Genomic DNA, 16,722 nt, shown 5'->3' on the forward strand with positions numbered 1-16,722 from the left:
ATGAGGGACGCAGGAGCGCGAGGCGCATGCCTCACGTCCGTCGCCCATGCTTAGGAATGCAGGTTCTGCGAGAACAGCGTTTCGAGCGGATAGTGCGTCTTGACGAACGCCGTCTTGATGATGACGTAGCTGAAGTACTTCTCGATGCCGATGTCGCGCTCCAGCAGCCCCTCGACAATGCTCTGATAGTGGCTCACGCTGCGCGCGACAAACTTCAGCAGATAGTCGTAGCCGCCGCTCGCGAGATGGCACTCGACGACCTCGTCCACCTCGCGTATGGCCTTCTCGAACTTGATGAAGTCCTCGCGGCGATGGTCGGCGAGCGTGACTTCGGTGAACACCATTTGCACGTCGCCGAGCTTTTCCAGCTGGATTTGCGCGCCGTAGCCGACGATGAACCCCGCCTTCTCCAGACGTTTCACGCGGATCAGGCAGGGGCTGGGCGACAGCCCGACTGCGTCGGCCAGTTCGACATTCGTGATGCGCCCCCGCTTCTGCAGTTGCGAGAGGATGCGCAGATCGATTCGGTCCAGCTTGCAGTCGTTGCTCATCGGGATGGGGGCGGCCCTGCATGTCGAAGTGTCGAGTGATGTTATCACGCGGCGACACGGGCGCTGACCCCATTCTTTTGCTTCAATGCCGCGCGCACTTCGGGTTGCGCGAGCACGTCGTCGAGCGTTTTTTCGAGGCGCTCGAACAGCAGGTCGAATTCGCTTTCGGTGTACGAAAGCGCGGGCGCGAAGCCGAGAATGTTGTCGCCGAACGCGCGGAAAACGAGGCCGTTGCCATATGCGGCAGCGGCAATGCGATCGGGCAGGCCGAGCGATGCGTCGAAGCGCTGCTTGCTGTCTTTGTCTGCCACGAGCTCGAGCGCGCCGAGCAGGCCGCGGTGACGCGAGTCGCCCACGAGCGGGTGCGCGAGCAGCGCGTCGAGGCCCTGCGCGAAGCGCGGCGCGCGCGCCACGCCATTCGCGAGCAGCCCGCCTTCGTGATAGAGCCGCATGACTTCGAGGCCGATAGCCGCGCTCACCGGGTGCGCCGAATACGTGTGGCCGTGACCGACCACGGCGGCGGCGTCGCCATCGGCAATGCCTTGATAGATCGCGTCCGACATCAGCACGGCGCCCATCGGCGCGTAGCCTGCCGTGAGGCCCTTGGCCACGGTCATCAGATCCGGTTCGACATCTTCCGCCTGGCATGCGAAGAGCGGACCCGTGCGGCCAAAGCCCGTGATCACTTCATCGGCGACGAACAGAATGTCGAGCTTGCGGCACGCTTCGCGCATGGCTTTCAGCCAGCCGACGGGCGGCACGATCACGCCGCCCGAGCCCTGGATCGGCTCGCAGAAAAACGCGGCGACGTTCTCCGCACCGAGCGCGGCGACCTTCGCTTCGAGCGCGGCGACCGAAGCGGCGATGAGCGCGGCATCGTCGGCGTGCTCGCTGCGATACGCATAGGGCGAAGGAATGTGATGCTGCGTGGCGAGCGGCAAGTCGAAGTTTCGATGGAACGCGGGCAATGCAGTCAGCCCCGCGCCGACTGCCGACGAGCCGTGATAGCCGCGCTCCTGCGCGATGATGTGCTTCTTCGCGGGGCGTCCCGTCGCGTTGTAGTAGTGCGTGATGAAGCGCAGCGCGGAATCGACGGCATCCGAGCCGCCCAGCGTGAAGTACACGTGCTGCAACGAAGCGGGCGCGCGTTCCACGAGCAGCGCGGCCAGTTCGATGGCGGGCTCCGAGCCGAAGTGGAAGTAGCCCGTTGCGTAGGGCAGGCGCGCCATCTGGCGCGCGGCGGCTTCGACGATGCTTTGATGGCCGTAGCCCGTGTTCACGCACCAGAGGCCGGAGAACGCGTCGAGCAGTTCGTTGCCGTCTGCGTCGCGCAGGAACACACCCTGGGCGGATTCGAGCACGGTCACGCCGCGCGCTTCGTGCGCGCGGTAGTTCACGACGGGATGGATCAGATGTTTGCGGTCGGCTTCAATGAGCGAGCGATTCGGCATGGTTCGGTTCCCGGCTGAAGAGTCAGAGGAGTGCGGCGAGTGGCCGTTGAGAGGCCATTGAGAGGCCGTTGATTCACCGTTCCATGCTACCGGGCCGATACCGGTGGACGTTTCGCCAAATAATTCGCCAAATAGCGTGTTTGTGGCGTTTTGATCGGGGGGCGCAGCATATTGTGCTGCGCCCCTTATCGCTTCAGCCGCTTCAGTAGCCGCGCGTCCGGTCGATAAGGCCGAGCATCGGCAAGCCGTCGCGGTGGCGGCGGATGTTCTCGAGCACGACGTCGACTGCGGTTTCGGGCCGCGTGGCGCTCGCGATGTGCGGCGTGAGGCGCACGCGCGGATGGGTCCAGAACGCATGCTCCGGCGGCAGCGGCTCGGGGTCCGCGACATCGAGAATCGCATTGCGCAGGTGACCGGTGTCGAGCGCGTCGCGCAGCGCGTGCTGGTCCAGTTGCGGCCCGCGCCCGACGTTGATGAACGATGCACCCTGCGGCAGCTTCGCGAAGAGCTTCGCGTCGAGTAGTCCGCGCGTCGCTTCGGTCAGCGGCAACAGGCAGATGAGGATATCGGTGCGCGCGAGGAAGGCGTCGAGCGCTTCGGCGCCCGCGTAGCATTCCACGCCTGGCAACGCGCGCGGCGAGCGGCTCCAGCCCGCGCATGTAAAGCCGAAGAGGCCCAGGCGTTCGAGCACCGCGCTGCCCAGCATGCCGAGGCCCAGTACGCCAACGCGGCGCGACGCGGCGGAGCGCACGGGCAGCGCGCGCCACACCCGCTGCTGCTGTTGCAGGGCGTAGTCGAACAGATCGCGGTGGATGGTCAGGACCGACTGCGTCACATACTCGACCATGCCCTCGACGATGCCCGGCTCGATCATGCGCACCACGGCGACGTGCTCCGGCACGCCGGAAAGATCGAACTGGTCGATGCCCGCGCCTACCGAAAAGATCACTTCGAGATTGGGCAGCGTGCGCGCGGGGTCCTCGGGCGGCTGCCACGCCGCGAGATAACGCACGGCGGCGAGGTCGCCGGTATCGGGCCAAAGGCGGAAGGGGATCTCGGGCGCCTTGTGCGCGAAAAGCTGCGCCCATTGCTTGCCGCGCTCGGGGTCGGCTTTGTAGAGAAGCGTCATGAAGGCGGTCCTCGCAGTCAGCCGAGCGCCTGGTTGACGATGGCGAATTGCAGCACGCCCGCATCGTGCGCGGGCTCGCCGTTGCGCGCCATCTTCACGACCGTGTCGACGCGTGCGAGGCCGATCGATTCGAGCCACGGGCCGAGGCCCTGCTCGTCGGGCGTATCGAGGCGCGTGAAGGCGCCTGCGTTGGCGGCGAGCCGGTTGGCGATCAGCGCTTTGGCGCGCTGCATGTGCAACCCATCGTCGGTGGCGACGGCCACCGGACCGATCGCTTGGCCGCGGCCAAACGGGCGCAACAGCGCGAAGCCGAGCACCGTGTCGCCACGCACGAGCGCGACGCCCTGGGAGACATCGAGCAGCGGCGGCACGAGTGCGCTGCGGTCGAGCCCGCTCGCGCGCGATGCGAGTTCGATCAGCCGCGGCGTGTCGCCGGGTTCGAGCGCACGCAAACGCTCGCCAGGCGGCGGCTCGACAACGGGCGCGGCAAAGCTGTCACCCTGATGCTGGTGCAGCAGGCCAATCTTCTTGAAGCCGAGCTTTTCGTAGAGCGGCTGGCCCGCCTGCGTGGCGTGCAGCACGGTCATGCGTGGGCCTAGCGCATCGAGCAGGCGCTCCATCAGCATCCGGCCGATGCCGCGGCCCTGCTGGTCGGCCGAGACGATCACGAGCCCGAGCGTCGCGCCATGCTCGCCCCACGGCCAGCACAGCGCCGTGCCCACCACAGTCTTGCCTTCGCGAACCACGAAGCCATGCCCGGCCGCGGCGGCAAAACGCCAGTCGTCGCTACGATGCGGCCAACGGAATTGCAGCGAAAGCGCGTGGGCGCCCTCGATGTCGGATTCGGTGAAAGTCTCGCAGACGAGAGTCGAGGACGCAGGCTGGCCAGACACGGAGGGCTCCTTGATCGAAGTTCGATGGGTCACTTTGACAGGACGCACGCCGCGGGAATAGGACGATCCTGCTGTGCGGCCAATCGAATCCGCTTCAGAGTCCGCTTCAGAGTCGGCTTGTAAGGCCGCTAATCAAGGTCCGCTGCCGCGAGCCGTGCGCACGGTCAAGTGGTTCGACACCGAGGTGACGCCGTTCACCGACCCCGCCGCGTCGCCGGCCCGCGCGATCTGCGACTGGTGCGGTACCGACCCCGTCAACGAGACGACGCCTTGGTGCGCCGTGACGTGAATGTTGGCGAAATTGAGTCCCGTCGTGCGCGTGAAGGCCCGGCGGACGTCACGCACCAGTGCGCTGTCCGAGCGGCCCGATTGCGCCGCGCCTTCCTGGGCGGACGCCTCGGCGGGCGCGCTCGCGGCCGTTTGGGCGTGCGCATAGCCCGCGCCGGTCGCGATGGCCGCGAAGACCAGCACGCGGGCGATTTGGCTTTTACCGTTAGTTTTCATCCTTCATCCCTTTGCCAGGTGCTGCAGATTCCCCAAGGTTGCGCGCCAGCCGCCGGACAGCATCGAAAACAAGCGGCGGATCAGTACGTTGTAGGTGAAATCTCTGGCGAGGAGAAGAAGGCTGCCAGGAGGGCGCCGGCCACTCATGGCGCATGCGTGGACGGCGCCTCCTTCGCAGCGCTTGTTTTCCTCGATTACTTTCCTTGAAGCAGCAGGCCGAGCGGCGCGAGCGGGCCCACCGGCAGCAGATCGAACGCGAGGATGCCAGCTTCGGCGAGCGGCAGCGTATCCAGCGTGGCCTTCGCTTCTTCCACCGAGCCCGAGCTCATGAGAAACACCACACCCGGCTTGTCCTGGCGAAACCAGTGCTGCTCGATCTTGCCGTCCAGGTAGAGCTTGAGCGTGGCCGGCACTTCGTGCGGCATGATCTCGTCGCGCTGCGCGGGCGTGAGTTCCTTGACGATCGATCCAATGGCGAGAACCTTCATGACAACCTCCTTGTTCAATGTGTGTTGCGACTTGCAACGCGATTGAGTGTATCGTTGGGGTCTCGTCGGCTGTACTGTCACAAACGACAACTTTAGAGGCATTTACGCCATGCGCATTTCTGTCCTGGCGCTCGACGGCGTCTTCGATACCGGGCTCTCCGTCACGCTCGACGCGTTCTCAGCCGCCAACAAGCTCTCGGCCGCCACCATGGGCGGCGTTCCGCGTTTCGACGTCACGCTCGTGGGGGTGAGAAAGCGGGTGCGCTCGGCTCACGGCCTGGCTGTCCCGGTGCAGCCGGTCACGGCCGACGCAAAGCCGGACTGGGTGATCGTGCCGGCGTTGGTGACGTTGTCCCCGCAGGAGCTGATGGCGTCTTTCGAGCGCCCGGACGTCGAACAGGCCATCGGGCGTTTGCTCGAATGGCAAGCGGGGGGCGCGCGAGTCGGCGCGTCGTGCGTGGGAACTTTCATCCTCGCCGAGGCGGGGCTGCTCGATCATCGCGAAGCCACGACCAACTGGGCGCTCGCGCCGTTCTTCCGGCAACGCTATCCGCAGGTCCAGTTGAACGAGGCGCGCATGCTCGTGCCTTCGGATATCGGCGTGACGGCCGGCGCGGCGATGGGGCACCTCGATCTCGCGCTCTGGCTGATCCGCTCCGCGAGCCCGGAACTGGCGTCGCTCGTTTCGCGCTATCTGCTGGCGGACATCCGCTCTTCGCAGGCGCCGTACATCATCCCGAATCATCTGGCGCAAGCCGATCCGCTCATTCAGCGCTTCGAACAATGGGCGAGGAAGAATCTCAAGGCGGGATTCTCGCTGCAGGACGCCGCGAAGGCGCTGGCAACCAGTTCGCGCTCATTGCAGCGCCGCTGCCAGGAAGTGCTCGGCAAGTCGCCATTGGCGTACTTTCAGGATTTGCGGGTCGAGCACGCGCAGTCGCTGTTGCGCAGCGGCAAGCTCGACCTGGAGAGGATCGCCGCCGAAGTCGGTTACGGCGACGGCGCGACGCTGCGCAGCCTGTTGCGGCAGCGGCTGGGAAGAGGGGTGCGGGAACTGCGCGCCGACCTGCTATGAGCGTGCGGCTTTTCCGGCTTTTCTATTGCGCGACGCCGAGCACCGTGAGATGCAACTCGCGGCGCTCGACAAAACCCAGTGCGCGATAGATGGAAATGGCGCCGTGATTCGACGTGAGCACGTGCAGGAAGGGGGTCTCGCCGCGCGCGCTGATTGCCGCCATCAGCAGCTTCATGAGGCCCGCCGCGAGCCCTTGTCCCCGGAAGGCCGGGTCCACGCACACGGCGCTGATTTCGGTATGCCCTTCGATCTTCATGCGCTCGCCTGCCATAGCGACGAGCTTTCCCTCCCTGCGTACGCCAACGTAGCCGCCGAATTCAATGGTGCGTGGACCAAACGGGCCGGGCTGTGTTGCAGCGGCCAGCGCCAGCATCTCCGGCACGTCGTGCGCCGTTAGCGGGACGTGTTCCAGCGCGGCGTGCGCGTGCGGTTCGCCTTGCCAGACCATTTGCAGCAGCGTGGCATGCCTGATCAGCGCGAAGCCGGCGGGCGGTTCCACGGCATCCAGCGTGGTCAGGGCAACGGGTGCGTGCTCTTCGATCAGTCGCGCCAGGGCATCGAACGATTCGGGCGTGGTGTCCGTCATCGCCGCAAAGGGGGCGACGGCGTGCGCATACCGCACTGCGCGATCGTTGCCAACGGCAAACTGGCGCTGGCGGCCGGTTAGCGCGTTCCCGATCACGTTGTCCAGCGCGGGCGTGCTGCCCGCAGATTTCGTTGCCAGCACATCGAACATGATTCGCGCTCCGCTAAAAAGGTGGACGGTTTGCGACGATAGTCTAGACGCGGCGCGTCCGGCGGACCACGGCCGGACGCGCCAACTTTGGCGTCATTCGCGCCAACGCCCTTCGTCACGCACCCTTTGCCAGCGCTTCGAGCACGGTGTCCAGTTCGACATGCCCGCGGACGATTTCATGTTCGGGCTTGTCGAAGCAGATCCAGCCCTCGTTGAAGCCGTCCAGCATGCGCATACGCGGCAGCGGATGCTTCATGCCCTGCGAGAGAAATCGCGATTCCCAGGTCTGCCGGCTCACCGCCACGGCGCGTACGGGCCTGCCAAGCACGCGAGCAAACGCCGAAGCCATGTCGTTGGCGCTCACGCGGCGCGGCCCCTCCAGCTCGACCACGCGCGTGCCGCTCCATGTTTGCTGGAGCAATCCGGCGGCGACGCGGCCGACGTCCGATGTCGCGACCATCGGCACGGCGTGGTCGAGCGGTTGCAGGTAGCTCTCGATCACACCATCGTCGCGCGCTGACGCGACATCCCACGCCGCGTTCTCCATGAACCAGCCGGGTCGAAGGAAAGTGACGGGCACAGGCAGCGCGGTTAGCGCCTCTTCCATCATCGAGAGTTGCGAGAGTAAATTGCTTTCCTGCGCCTGGGCGCCGATGGTCGACAGACAAACGACTTTTCCGGGTTGTGCGTGGCGGATCGCGGCGCAAACGGCGTCGACGACCGCGCGCGATTCCGGAAAGCCAGGCGCGGGATCGAACTGCGGGGGCAGCAGGATGAATACGCCCTGCGCGCCGCTGAATGCGGCGGTAAGCGCTGCCGTGTCTTCCATGCTCGCCGTCGCCAGCTCACAGCCTTGTGCTTGCCACGACGCGGCGCGCGCCGCGTCGCGCACGACTGCCCGCACCGGTTGCCCCGAGGCAATGAGTGCACGTGCGAGTGCGCCGCCCACTTTTCCGGTAATGCCTGTAATTGCGTACACTTGAAACCCTCCGAATGCGCCGACGAGATTGCAGAAAGAACCGAACACGATGGCAGCAACGTGCTGCCTGGTTCCGTTTCGGTGAGACGCATTCTGGACGCACGGCGGCCGAAGCTAAATGCCGTGAAGGGCACTAGATCAGTGACTGGTGCGCACGAATCGGATGGCCTGCCGCCGTACCGGCCGCGATTGGAACGACGACATTGAGAACGACACTCGAGAATATTTCCGGCGCGATCAGCGTGTTTGCCGCCGTTGTCGACGCGGGGACGTTTGCCGCCGCGGCAGACGTGCTCGGCATGTCGCCGCCAGGCGTGAGCCGCGCGATTGCACGGCTGGAAAAGCGGCTCGATATCCGTCTCTTCAATCGCACGACGCGATCGATTTCGCTCACCGAAGGAGGCCGCCGTTTTTACGAGCAGGTTGTCCCGCATCTCGCGGGGCTCGAAGAAGCGGCCATCGCGGCATCGGGCAATGCGTCGGCGGTGCGGGGCAGGCTGCGGGTCAACCTGGACCCCGTGTGCTATCGCGCGATTCTCGGCACGGCGCTCGACCGTTTCATGGACGCTCATCCCGAACTCGAGATCGAACTCATCGCAAGGGATAGTCTCGGCGATCTGGTCGCGGAGGGATTCGATGTCGCGATGCGTTTCGGCAAGCCGAAGTCATCGACGCTAGTTGCACGCAAGCTGCTCGACACCGCCGTGGTGACGGTTGCGGCTCCAGCGTACCTCTCGCGCCGGGGAAGGCCGCTGCGCCCCGAAGATCTCGAAGGCCCCGCGCACCGGTGCCTCGAATTCCGCGACCCCGAGACCGGCAAACCTTATCCCTGGGAGTTTCATCGCAAGCGCAAGCATGTCGTGGTGGCGACGCAAGGGCGGCTGACCGTGAACGATCCGGGCGCGCTGCTCAATGCGTGCCTCGCTGGTTCCGGCATTGCGCAAATGCTCCTGCTCGGCGCCGAACCGCTGATTGCCGACGGCAAACTGGTGAACCTGTTCCCCGACTGGCCAGACGAACGATTCCCGCTATACGTCTACTATCCGTCGCGTCACTACACGCCCGCGAAGACGCGCGCATTCATCGATTTCATCGTCGGCTGGGCCGCTGCGCATTGATTGCGGCGAGATCACAGCGGGATGCGTTCCCCGCATACCGCGAGCACGAGCTGACGCAGCCAGCGATGAGCCGGATCGGCCTCGATGCGCGGATGCCACATCTGCGAGACGGTGATTTTTTCGGTCGTGACCGGAAGCTCGAAAACGTGGATGCCAGCGGATGGCGGCGAGTCGTGCGGCTTTTCCCATTGATTGCGCAGAAACGATCCGGGCACGAGCGCGATCAGATCGGAAGCGCGTGCCACGGCTAGGGCGGCAGGGAAGCTGGGCACCACGGCGACGATCGTTCTTTCGAGTCCCAGCGCGGCCAGTGCGACATCGACCGGGCCATTGCTGCGGCCGCTGCGCGACGCGACGACGTGGCCGAAAGCGACATACCGCTCGGCGCTCAGTTCGCGCTCCAACGCCAGCGGATGGCCTTTTCTCACGACGCCAACGAAGCGGTCCCTGAAGAGAGCCTGCACGCGGATTTCCGGACCCATCTCGCCCAGCACGCCGATCTCGAGGTCGGCCGAACCCTCGCGCAAATGCGCCGAGGTCTTTTCGGTTTTGGGCGCGAAACGCAGCCGCACGAACGGCGCGACCGCGGTGGCCGCGGCGATGAGCGGCGCGCCGAAGGCTTCCACGAAGCCGTCGTTGGCGCGTAGGGTGAAGCTCCGTTGCAAGGTCGCGAGATCGGGTTCGGTGGCCGACGGCAAGAGGACGGCGCGCGCTTCGTGAACCGCGTTTCGTGTGCGTTCGCGCAGCGCCTGCGCATGCGGGGTGAGCACCATGCCGCGGCCGGCGCGAACGAGGAGCGGGTCGCCGGTCGCCTCGCGAAGGCGGGTCAAGGTTCGGCTCATTGCCGAGGCGCTCAACCCCAGTCGACGCGCCGCGCCAACCACGCTGCCGTCGTCGAGCAATGCGTCGAGCGCGATGAGGAGATTCAAGTCGGGGGCGGACATGCCCGATGCTAGCACGGCACTTTCACACATGGCGTTGCGTGCAGCTTATAGCTGCAAGCCATGCGCCTTCCGCCACGTGTGAGGCGCCACTATATTTCCCGTATCGACTGAATACAGGGAAATAGCCATGCACGATTCACCGCATTTAAAAACGGTCCTTCTCATCGGCGCATCGCGCGGGCTCGGCTTCGCCATGGTCGAGGAATACCTCAAGCGCGGCTGGCGCGTGATCGCCACCGGCAGAGCGGGTTCGATGGAGCGACTTGCGCTGGCGGCGCAAACCTCAAACGGCGCGCTCGAAGTCGACTCGGTCGACATTACGGTGCCGGAGCAAGTCGCTGCGCTCCGCAATCGCCTTCAGGGTCGTCAGGTGGACATGCTTTTCGTGAACGCCGGTGTCACGAATGACCATCGTGAAACGATTGCAGATGTCTCGACCGATGAATTCGTCCGCGTGATGGTGACGAACGCATTGAGTCCGATGCGCGTTGTCGAGGCATTCCAGGACCTCGTGCAGCCGGCCGGCACGATAGGCGTCATGTCGTCGGGCCAAGGCAGCGTCAGCAACAACACGAATGGAAACCACGAAGTCTACCGGGGCAGCAAGGCCGCATTGAACATGTTCATGCGCAGTTACGCGGCGCGCCATCACAACGACGCGAGAACCTTGTTGCTGATGGCGCCCGGATGGGTGCGCACGGACATGGGCGGCCCCGAAGCGCGCCTGGGCATCGAAGAAAGCATCCCCAACCTCGTCAGCACGATCGAAGCGTACGAAGGCCGCACCGGACTGCATTACCTCGACTACCTCGGGAGAGTCGTTCCCTGGTGAGCCAGTTCGACCGGCTGGAGATGCGTTTTCGTGCTCAGTGCTTGCCCGGGAACGAGAACGTCGCACGCGCGCTGCCGTTGCCGGCGACGTTCACGCGCTGTGTTCTCGTGACTTCGTTATAGGTCGCGGTGATCGTATAGCGACCGGCAGGCAGGCGCACGAGCATGTACGGACCGTGCGAACGCGTGTCGAGCACGGACGCGCCGCCGGCGCCCGCGATCTGCACCTGCACGTCCGAGACATAGCTCGAACCGGGACCCGTAAACAGCAGCGAGAGCGGCCACTGGCCGCGCGCGTGCCGCAGCGCCGTGGACTCGTCGCGGCCCACCCCGCCGGACACGAACGAGACGTCGCCTTGCTGCTCCGTTTGCGGCATGCCGGTTTGCGCGAGTGCGCCGCTCGCCAGAGCAAATGCGCACGCCGCGGCGAGCAGGGTCGAAGCGATTCGGGGAGCCTTGCGTTGCCTTTTCATCGTGGTCACTCCTTACAGCGATGTCGATTTCGCGCGCGGTAGCGTGAGCGCCGCCGCATGCGCAGGCCTCGCAACAGATTAGCTTTTTTCGGCCCGCGATGCGCACCGCACGCTGCATTCACAGGGCGCCGCTCCTCATTCGCGAGCGCCATGCAAATCACATCGAATTCCGATTTTCCGTTGCGTTCGCAACAATCACATTACGCGCACATTACGTTTAACTGTCGATTTCGTGCCTTTCATGCGTGTTAGCTACCGCCAGCCGGGAAAATACTGAGATAAAAGCCCGTAAGGCTACTCAATAGTTTTTATATGATTATTTGGAGTTTTGCTACATCAACCGGCGAAGCCCACAAGCAAGCAAAGAGGCAAACGTTTGCGCGCAGCGGCTCAGCCGGTTTCCCCCGCAGGAAGTTTGCCGGCGCCTGAGGCGACCGGCCGCTCTGCCAGATCGTGTTTACCGGTCTGATCAGTACTCCATAACGTATTCGAACTCTCGGAGAGACACATGAGGATCACCCGTTGGCCTACCGCCGCCGTTCTGGTTGCGATGGCCGCTACCGCACATGCCGGCGACAGCAGCAACGACGTACCTTATCCATTGCCGATGCCGTTGATGGCCGTCCCCCAAAACCTCGGCGCGCACGTTCGCGCGGACCTGCTGCTCAAGCGCATGACGCAGGACGAGAAGCTCCAGTTCATCCATTCCGAGTATCAAATGAGCGCCGTGCCCGGCGGCGGCGCGGGCTATATTCAGGGCGTGCCGCGCCTGGGCATTCCTGACCTGAATATGGTTGATTCCGCAACGGGATCGGGCAGCACGAACCAGAAGAGCACGACTTTCCCGGCGACGATCGCGCTCGCGGCGAGCTGGGACCCGTACCTCGCGCGTGATTTTGGCGCGCGCATAGCCGACCAGTTGCGCGAGCAAGGGTTCGGCATGGGTCTGGGCGGCGGCACGAACCTCGCGCGCGAGCCGCGTGGCGGGCGTCTGTTCGAGTACCTCGGCGAGGACCCCGTGCTGGCGGGCGAAATGTTGGCGGCGCGCACCATCGGCACGCAAAGCCAGCAGGTGATCGCCACGATCAAGCACTACGTCGGCAACGAGCAGGAAACGGGCCGTCAGGGCGGCAACAGCCAGATCGACGAGCGTACGCTGCGCGAGCTTTATCTGCTGCCGTTCGAGATCGCGGCGAAGGAAGCGCGGCCGGGCAGCGTGATGTGCAGCTATAACCGCCTGAACGGCACCTACGCGTGCGAGAACACGCATGTGCTGACCGACGTGCTGAAAAAGGATTGGGGCTTCCAGGGTCAGGTGCAGTCGGACTGGGGCGCGACGCATAGCACGGCACCGGCGATCAACGCGGGCCTCGACGAGGAAGAGGACGTCGGCCCGACGGTCTACCTCACGCCCGATCTGGTCAAGCAGGCCATCGCCTCGAAGGCGGTCTCGCAGGACCGTCTGGACGACATGGTGCGGCGCAAGCTCTATGTGATGATCAGCACGGGCGTGCTGGATCATCCGGCACAGGGCGGCGCCACGATCGACTTCGCGAAGTACAACGCGTTCACGCAGGCCGCCGAAGAACAATCAATCGTTCTCCTGAAGAACGACAACAGCCAGCTGCCGCTTTCGGGGCCGAGCCTGCACAAGATCGCAGTGATCGGCGCGCATGCCGACACGGCGGTGCTGTCTGGCGGTGGCTCGGGTAATACGCGCGATCCGGTCACGGGCAACTTCTCGGGCTGCGGCGGACTCACGTTCGCGTCGCATACGGGCTGCGGATGGTGGACCAACCCGTGGCTCAAGCTCGGTACGCCGATCACCCAGGCGATCCAGCAACTCGCGCCGTCGGCTCAGGTGAGCTTCGCGGGCAACATCGACCAGACGCAGCCGTTTAGCGCCTATACACAGCAGGAAATCACCCAGGCCGCGACGCTCGCCAGCCAATCCGATGTCGCGATCGTCGTCGTGGCGCAGCCTGCGGGTGAGGACTTCGGCGATCTGCAAAGCCTGGGCCTCGCGAATCCGTCGAATCAGGATCAACTGGTCGAGGCTGTGGCGAAGGCCAATCCGCGCACGATCGTGATCATCGAGAGCGGCAATCCGGTGCTCATGCCTTGGAAGGACCAGGTCTCGGCGATCGTCGAGGCATGGTATCCGGGCGAGGGCGGCGGCAAGGCGATCGCGAACGTGCTGTTCGGTCAGGTCAATCCTTCGGGCAAGCTGCCGGTCACGTTCCCGGTGCGCGATCAGGACACGCCGACGTGGGGGACGAACGGCGCTTTCGCGTCCGATCCGGTGTACTCGGAAAAGCTGGACATGGGTTATCGCTGGTATGACGCGAACAACATCACGCCGCTTTACGAGTTCGGCTATGGCCTGTCGTATACGCACTTCAGCTATTCGGGACTGACGGTGAAGCAGGGCCCAGGCCATACGCTCACGGCTTCGTTCACGGTGCGCAACGATGGTCGCGTAGCCGGTGCGGACACGGCTCAGGTGTATCTGGGCGTGAGCTATGCCGGCGAGCCGCCGCGCCGTCTGGTTGGCTTCCAGAAGGTGTTCCTGAAGCCTGGCCAGTCGCAACCGGTGCGTGTGACGATCACCGAGCGCGCGCAGAGCGTCTGGGACACGACGCATAACGACTGGGCCTATGTGCCTGGTAGCGCGGTCTATGTAGGCGCGTCGTCGCGCGATATCCGTCTGCAGAGCCGGTAAGCAAGCGGGCATGCAGAGGCTGCGATGGCAGCCTCTGTACCTCAATACTTGATAGGGCCTGGCTCGCGAACGTTTGTGAGCCGGTTTTAATAGTGGACTCGCATGCAAACGGAAATTCCCGCAAACGTAAATGACTCCCGCGGGTAATCCCCATTCATTTTGAATCGTGAAACCAGGTAGACTTACCCACCCGTCCGTGGGCCTTCCTCCGTTTGCGCGTATTCCAGTCACACGCTGTCACGTTTCACGGTGACTCTGTCTCATAGTGCCGCGCGCACGCGACGCATGGAAGCTGAACCAAGAAGAATACTAAATCAGCCATGAGACTGATCACACGCGCCGTGAACTGGCTTACCGAAGGCAACCGCCGCGGTCGAATCGTTGTGGTGCTCGTCCCTGTGTGGGTGAGTGCCGTAGCGGCGGCCGTACTCAATCAGCACTCCCGTGCTGCGATAGCGTGGCTCGCGATCGTGCTCGCTTGCACCGCAGTGCTGCTGGTGCGTCTCTTCCGGCACCTCGGCGCCCGTTTGCGTTTAAGCGAAGAGCGCCTCAGCCTCGGGTTCGAGGGAATCAACGCTGGACTATGGGACTGGGACCTGGATAACGACCGTGCCTACTATTCCCGCTATCTGTACCAACAACTCGGCTATGGCGACGGTGACCTGCCTATGGACACCCGCGCGTTCAACGCGCTCGTGCATCCGGCGGATCTGCTGCGCTTGCGCGAGACCATCATCAACCACCTGAAGCATGACAGCCTCTACGATGTCGAGTACAGGCTGCGAATGGCCGACGGTCAATATCTGTGGTGCCGCGGACGCGGCAAGGCCATACGCGACGAGAGCGGCCGGGCGACGCGTATCGTCGGTTGCCTGTTCGATATCTCCGAACTCAAGCGCGCAGAAGCGGCCGCCGCGAAGGAAAAGAGCCTGACCGAAGCCACGCTCGCGTCGATCGATGACGGCGTGATCCGCATGGACAACGAGGCGAGCGTGACCTATTGCAACGCCGCCGCCGAGCGCATGCTCGGGCGACCCACGCGCGAGATTTACCGCAAGCCGCTGTTCGACGTTTGCGATCTCTACGACGAGCGCTCCGGCAATATCGTCACCGCTCAATGCTTGCACAACCGCGAAGCGATGCCCGACGACGCGGAGCGCAGACTTTCGGTGACGCGCCCGGATGGCTCGCTCCTGCCCGTGGCCTGCTCTGTAGCGACGATCCGCGACGACGAAGAGGAAATGCTGGGCACGGTGATGGTGCTTCGGGACGCCAGCACGGAGCGCAAGCACGCCGCCGAACTCGAATATCAGGCTACGCACGATCATCTGACCGGTTTGCTGAACCGTCGCGAATTCGAGCGGCGGCTGTCGGGTTTGCTCGAGAAGGCCGGTACGCGCCCGCATGCGGTGATGTTCCTCGACCTCGATCAGTTCAAGGTCGTCAACGATACGTGCGGCCACGCGGCCGGCGATGAATTGATTCGCAGTGTGGGCGCTGCGTTGAAACAACAACTGCGCGCGGCCCATATCCTCGCGCGCCTGGGCGGCGACGAATTCGGCGTCGTCCTGCCGGAGTGCAGTATCGACGACGCCCTGAGGATGGCGGAAGATCTGCGGGAGGCCGTGACGGTCATCCGGCTGCCCTGGGACCAGCGCTTGCTCACGACCGGGGTGAGCGTCGGCGTAGTGGATGTGGACGCCACGCAGACTTCGACGTGGGACATCATGAAGGCGGCCGACGTTGCCTGTTATATGGCCAAGGAAAAAGGCCGCAACCGCGTGCACCAGTATTGCCTCGAAGATCAGCTCCAGTCGACCACCCATACGCAGATGGAATGGGTGGCTCGCGTGAAAGCCGCGCTCGAGCACGACCGCTTCCGCCTGTACGCGCAACAGATCAAGTCGCTCAAAGAGGGCGCCGGCGAGGAAGTGCACGTCGAGTTGCTGCTGCGCATGGTCGACGAATCGGGCGGCGTGATTCCTCCCGCTTACTTCATCGGGGCCGCCGAGCGCTTCAATTTGATGCCGCTCGTCGACCGATGGGTGATCGGGCGCGCTTTCGAGGCTATCGCGGCGGGCCATCTTGCGGCGAACGTCTGGTCGATCAATCTCTCCGGCGCATCGCTCGGCGACGAAGACTTGCTCGCGTATATCGTGCAGCAGCAGCAGCGCTGCGGAATCAGCTTCGAAAGCGTTTGCTTCGAAATCACGGAAACGGCCGTGATCACCAATCTCTCGAAAGCGATTGCCCTTATGGAGAGCCTGCGTGTACTTGGCTGCCGATTCGCGCTCGACGATTTCGGCTCCGGCATGTCTTCGTTCACCTACCTCAAGCGTCTGCCCGTGGATTACCTGAAGATCGACGGCAGCTTCGTGCGCGGCATTGCCAGCAGCGACCTCGACAGGACGATCGTCCAGTCCATTCACCAGGTGGCCCACGCCGCGGGCAAAGCGACCATCGCCGAATTTGTGGAGAGCGAGGCGATCATCGGGCGCCTTAGCGGGATTGGCATCGACTATGCGCAAGGGTTTTGTGTTGGGTTGCCCCAGCCTTTGCCCGAAGGAATCGACGTGACCGCGGCCGCGTAGCGCTCCACGGCAAATCCGCCTGGCGGCGCGTCGGTGTTTTCAAGTTGGAGGGCGCCCTGTAACGACGTTGCCATACGCTGCGCGATTGAGGGCAAAATCGGCGTAGCGGCCCCCAAAAATAAATATTCGAAAGACGCTTGACGATATCCGGAATGACCCGCATAATTCGCCTCCTTCGCTGATCGCTGCGAACGAAAACGAAGCGATTAAGACGAATTGCTCTTTAAAAATTTACAG

At 64.1% G+C, this 16,722-nt stretch carries 15 protein-coding genes; 5 read left to right on the top strand and 10 right to left on the bottom strand.

The genetic code is table 11. The annotated features are described in order from the left end of the window. Positions 1 to 50: 50 nt before the first annotated feature. The 6 genes from VSR72_RS03265 to VSR72_RS03290 all read right to left on the bottom strand — a co-directional run bounded on the left by VSR72_RS03265 (position 51) and on the right by VSR72_RS03290 (position 5,016). Positions 51 to 551 carry a winged helix-turn-helix transcriptional regulator gene (locus VSR72_RS03265; protein ID WP_042269347.1) on the bottom strand — a complete coding sequence of 167 codons (501 nt, stop codon included), beginning with the start codon at positions 549 to 551 and terminating at the stop codon, positions 51 to 53. A 44-nt stretch (positions 552 to 595) separates the two neighbouring features. Next, positions 596 to 2,002 carry an aspartate aminotransferase family protein gene (locus tag VSR72_RS03270; protein ID WP_342950958.1) on the bottom strand — a complete coding sequence of 469 codons (1,407 nt, stop codon included), beginning with the start codon at positions 2,000 to 2,002 and terminating at the stop codon, positions 596 to 598. 202 nt (positions 2,003 to 2,204) lie between these two features. Beyond that, complete coding sequence (locus tag VSR72_RS03275) at positions 2,205 to 3,131, bottom strand: glyoxylate/hydroxypyruvate reductase A (RefSeq protein WP_342950959.1); 927 nt, start codon at positions 3,129 to 3,131, stop codon at positions 2,205 to 2,207. A gap of 17 nt (positions 3,132 to 3,148) precedes the next feature. Then, positions 3,149 to 4,024, bottom strand: a complete 876-nt coding sequence (locus VSR72_RS03280) for a GNAT family N-acetyltransferase (RefSeq protein ID WP_342950960.1) — start codon at positions 4,022 to 4,024, stop codon at positions 3,149 to 3,151. A 132-nt stretch (positions 4,025 to 4,156) separates the two neighbouring features. Continuing rightward, a complete protein-coding gene (locus VSR72_RS03285; RefSeq protein ID WP_342950961.1) occupies positions 4,157 to 4,528 on the bottom strand; it encodes a BON domain-containing protein in 372 nt (123 codons plus the stop codon). A gap of 194 nt (positions 4,529 to 4,722) precedes the next feature. Beyond that, on the bottom strand, positions 4,723 to 5,016 hold the full coding sequence (locus tag VSR72_RS03290; RefSeq protein WP_342950962.1) for a hypothetical protein: 294 nt from the start codon (positions 5,014 to 5,016) through the stop codon (positions 4,723 to 4,725). 109 nt (positions 5,017 to 5,125) lie between these two features. Here VSR72_RS03290 and VSR72_RS03295 point away from each other — a divergent pair, with 109 nt between their 5' ends. After that, positions 5,126 to 6,091, top strand: coding sequence for a helix-turn-helix domain-containing protein (locus tag VSR72_RS03295; protein ID WP_342950963.1), 966 nt, complete (start codon positions 5,126 to 5,128; stop codon positions 6,089 to 6,091). A 22-nt stretch (positions 6,092 to 6,113) separates the two neighbouring features. Here the strand turns inward: VSR72_RS03295 and VSR72_RS03300 are convergent, their stop codons facing one another. Together VSR72_RS03300 and VSR72_RS03305 are read right to left on the bottom strand one after the other, a co-directional pair. Beyond that, positions 6,114 to 6,827: a GNAT family N-acetyltransferase gene (locus VSR72_RS03300; protein ID WP_342950964.1), complete on the bottom strand. Its 714-nt coding sequence runs from the start codon at positions 6,825 to 6,827 to the stop codon at positions 6,114 to 6,116. Positions 6,828 to 6,942: 115 nt separating this feature from the next. Further along, positions 6,943 to 7,806: an NmrA family NAD(P)-binding protein gene (locus tag VSR72_RS03305; protein WP_342950965.1), complete on the bottom strand. Its 864-nt coding sequence runs from the start codon at positions 7,804 to 7,806 to the stop codon at positions 6,943 to 6,945. A 203-nt stretch (positions 7,807 to 8,009) separates the two neighbouring features. Here VSR72_RS03305 and VSR72_RS03310 point away from each other — a divergent pair, with 203 nt between their 5' ends. After that, on the top strand, positions 8,010 to 8,924 hold the full coding sequence (locus VSR72_RS03310) for a LysR family transcriptional regulator (RefSeq protein WP_342950966.1): 915 nt from the start codon (positions 8,010 to 8,012) through the stop codon (positions 8,922 to 8,924). 11 nt (positions 8,925 to 8,935) lie between these two features. On the opposite strand, the gene VSR72_RS03315 is transcribed toward VSR72_RS03310, so the two are convergent. Then, positions 8,936 to 9,868 carry a LysR family transcriptional regulator gene (locus VSR72_RS03315; protein WP_342950967.1) on the bottom strand — a complete coding sequence of 311 codons (933 nt, stop codon included), beginning with the start codon at positions 9,866 to 9,868 and terminating at the stop codon, positions 8,936 to 8,938. A gap of 127 nt (positions 9,869 to 9,995) precedes the next feature. Here VSR72_RS03315 and VSR72_RS03320 point away from each other — a divergent pair, with 127 nt between their 5' ends. Further along, positions 9,996 to 10,700: an SDR family NAD(P)-dependent oxidoreductase gene (locus tag VSR72_RS03320; protein ID WP_342950968.1), complete on the top strand. Its 705-nt coding sequence runs from the start codon at positions 9,996 to 9,998 to the stop codon at positions 10,698 to 10,700. A 34-nt stretch (positions 10,701 to 10,734) separates the two neighbouring features. Here the strand turns inward: VSR72_RS03320 and VSR72_RS03325 are convergent, their stop codons facing one another. Further along, entirely contained in the window at positions 10,735 to 11,172 is a 438-nt protein-coding gene (locus tag VSR72_RS03325; protein WP_342950969.1) for a carboxypeptidase regulatory-like domain-containing protein, read from the bottom strand. 508 nt (positions 11,173 to 11,680) lie between these two features. Here VSR72_RS03325 and VSR72_RS03330 point away from each other — a divergent pair. Both VSR72_RS03330 and VSR72_RS03335 read left to right on the top strand, forming a co-directional pair. Then, a complete protein-coding gene (locus VSR72_RS03330) occupies positions 11,681 to 13,894 on the top strand; it encodes a glycoside hydrolase family 3 C-terminal domain-containing protein (RefSeq protein WP_342950970.1) in 2,214 nt (737 codons plus the stop codon). A 320-nt stretch (positions 13,895 to 14,214) separates the two neighbouring features. Beyond that, the gene (locus VSR72_RS03335) at positions 14,215 to 16,485 is read left to right on the top strand and encodes an EAL domain-containing protein (RefSeq protein WP_342950971.1); all 2,271 of its coding nucleotides are present in this window, start codon (positions 14,215 to 14,217) and stop codon (positions 16,483 to 16,485) included. Positions 16,486 to 16,722 lie beyond the last annotated feature (237 nt).

Source organism: Paraburkholderia sp. JHI869, assembly GCF_038900775.1.
In the GTDB taxonomy this organism is placed as follows: domain Bacteria; phylum Pseudomonadota; class Gammaproteobacteria; order Burkholderiales; family Burkholderiaceae; genus Paraburkholderia.

Excerpts from the sequence above, each read along its gene's own strand:
- VSR72_RS03265 (WP_042269347.1), bottom strand. The coding sequence starts at position 551 with ATGAGCAACGACTGCAAGCTGGACCGAATCGATCTGCGCATCCTCTCG.
- VSR72_RS03270 (WP_342950958.1), bottom strand. The coding sequence starts at position 2,002 with ATGCCGAATCGCTCGCTCATTGAAGCCGACCGCAAACATCTGATCCAT.
- VSR72_RS03275 (WP_342950959.1), bottom strand. The coding sequence starts at position 3,131 with ATGACGCTTCTCTACAAAGCCGACCCCGAGCGCGGCAAGCAATGGGCG.
- VSR72_RS03285 (WP_342950961.1), bottom strand. The coding sequence starts at position 4,528 with ATGAAAACTAACGGTAAAAGCCAAATCGCCCGCGTGCTGGTCTTCGCG.
- VSR72_RS03290 (WP_342950962.1), bottom strand. The coding sequence starts at position 5,016 with ATGAAGGTTCTCGCCATTGGATCGATCGTCAAGGAACTCACGCCCGCG.
- VSR72_RS03295 (WP_342950963.1), top strand. The coding sequence starts at position 5,126 with ATGCGCATTTCTGTCCTGGCGCTCGACGGCGTCTTCGATACCGGGCTC.
- VSR72_RS03300 (WP_342950964.1), bottom strand. The coding sequence starts at position 6,827 with ATGTTCGATGTGCTGGCAACGAAATCTGCGGGCAGCACGCCCGCGCTG.
- VSR72_RS03315 (WP_342950967.1), bottom strand. The coding sequence starts at position 9,868 with ATGTCCGCCCCCGACTTGAATCTCCTCATCGCGCTCGACGCATTGCTC.
- VSR72_RS03320 (WP_342950968.1), top strand. The coding sequence starts at position 9,996 with ATGCACGATTCACCGCATTTAAAAACGGTCCTTCTCATCGGCGCATCG.
- VSR72_RS03325 (WP_342950969.1), bottom strand. The coding sequence starts at position 11,172 with ATGAAAAGGCAACGCAAGGCTCCCCGAATCGCTTCGACCCTGCTCGCC.
- VSR72_RS03330 (WP_342950970.1), top strand. The coding sequence starts at position 11,681 with ATGAGGATCACCCGTTGGCCTACCGCCGCCGTTCTGGTTGCGATGGCC.
- VSR72_RS03335 (WP_342950971.1), top strand. The coding sequence starts at position 14,215 with ATGAGACTGATCACACGCGCCGTGAACTGGCTTACCGAAGGCAACCGC.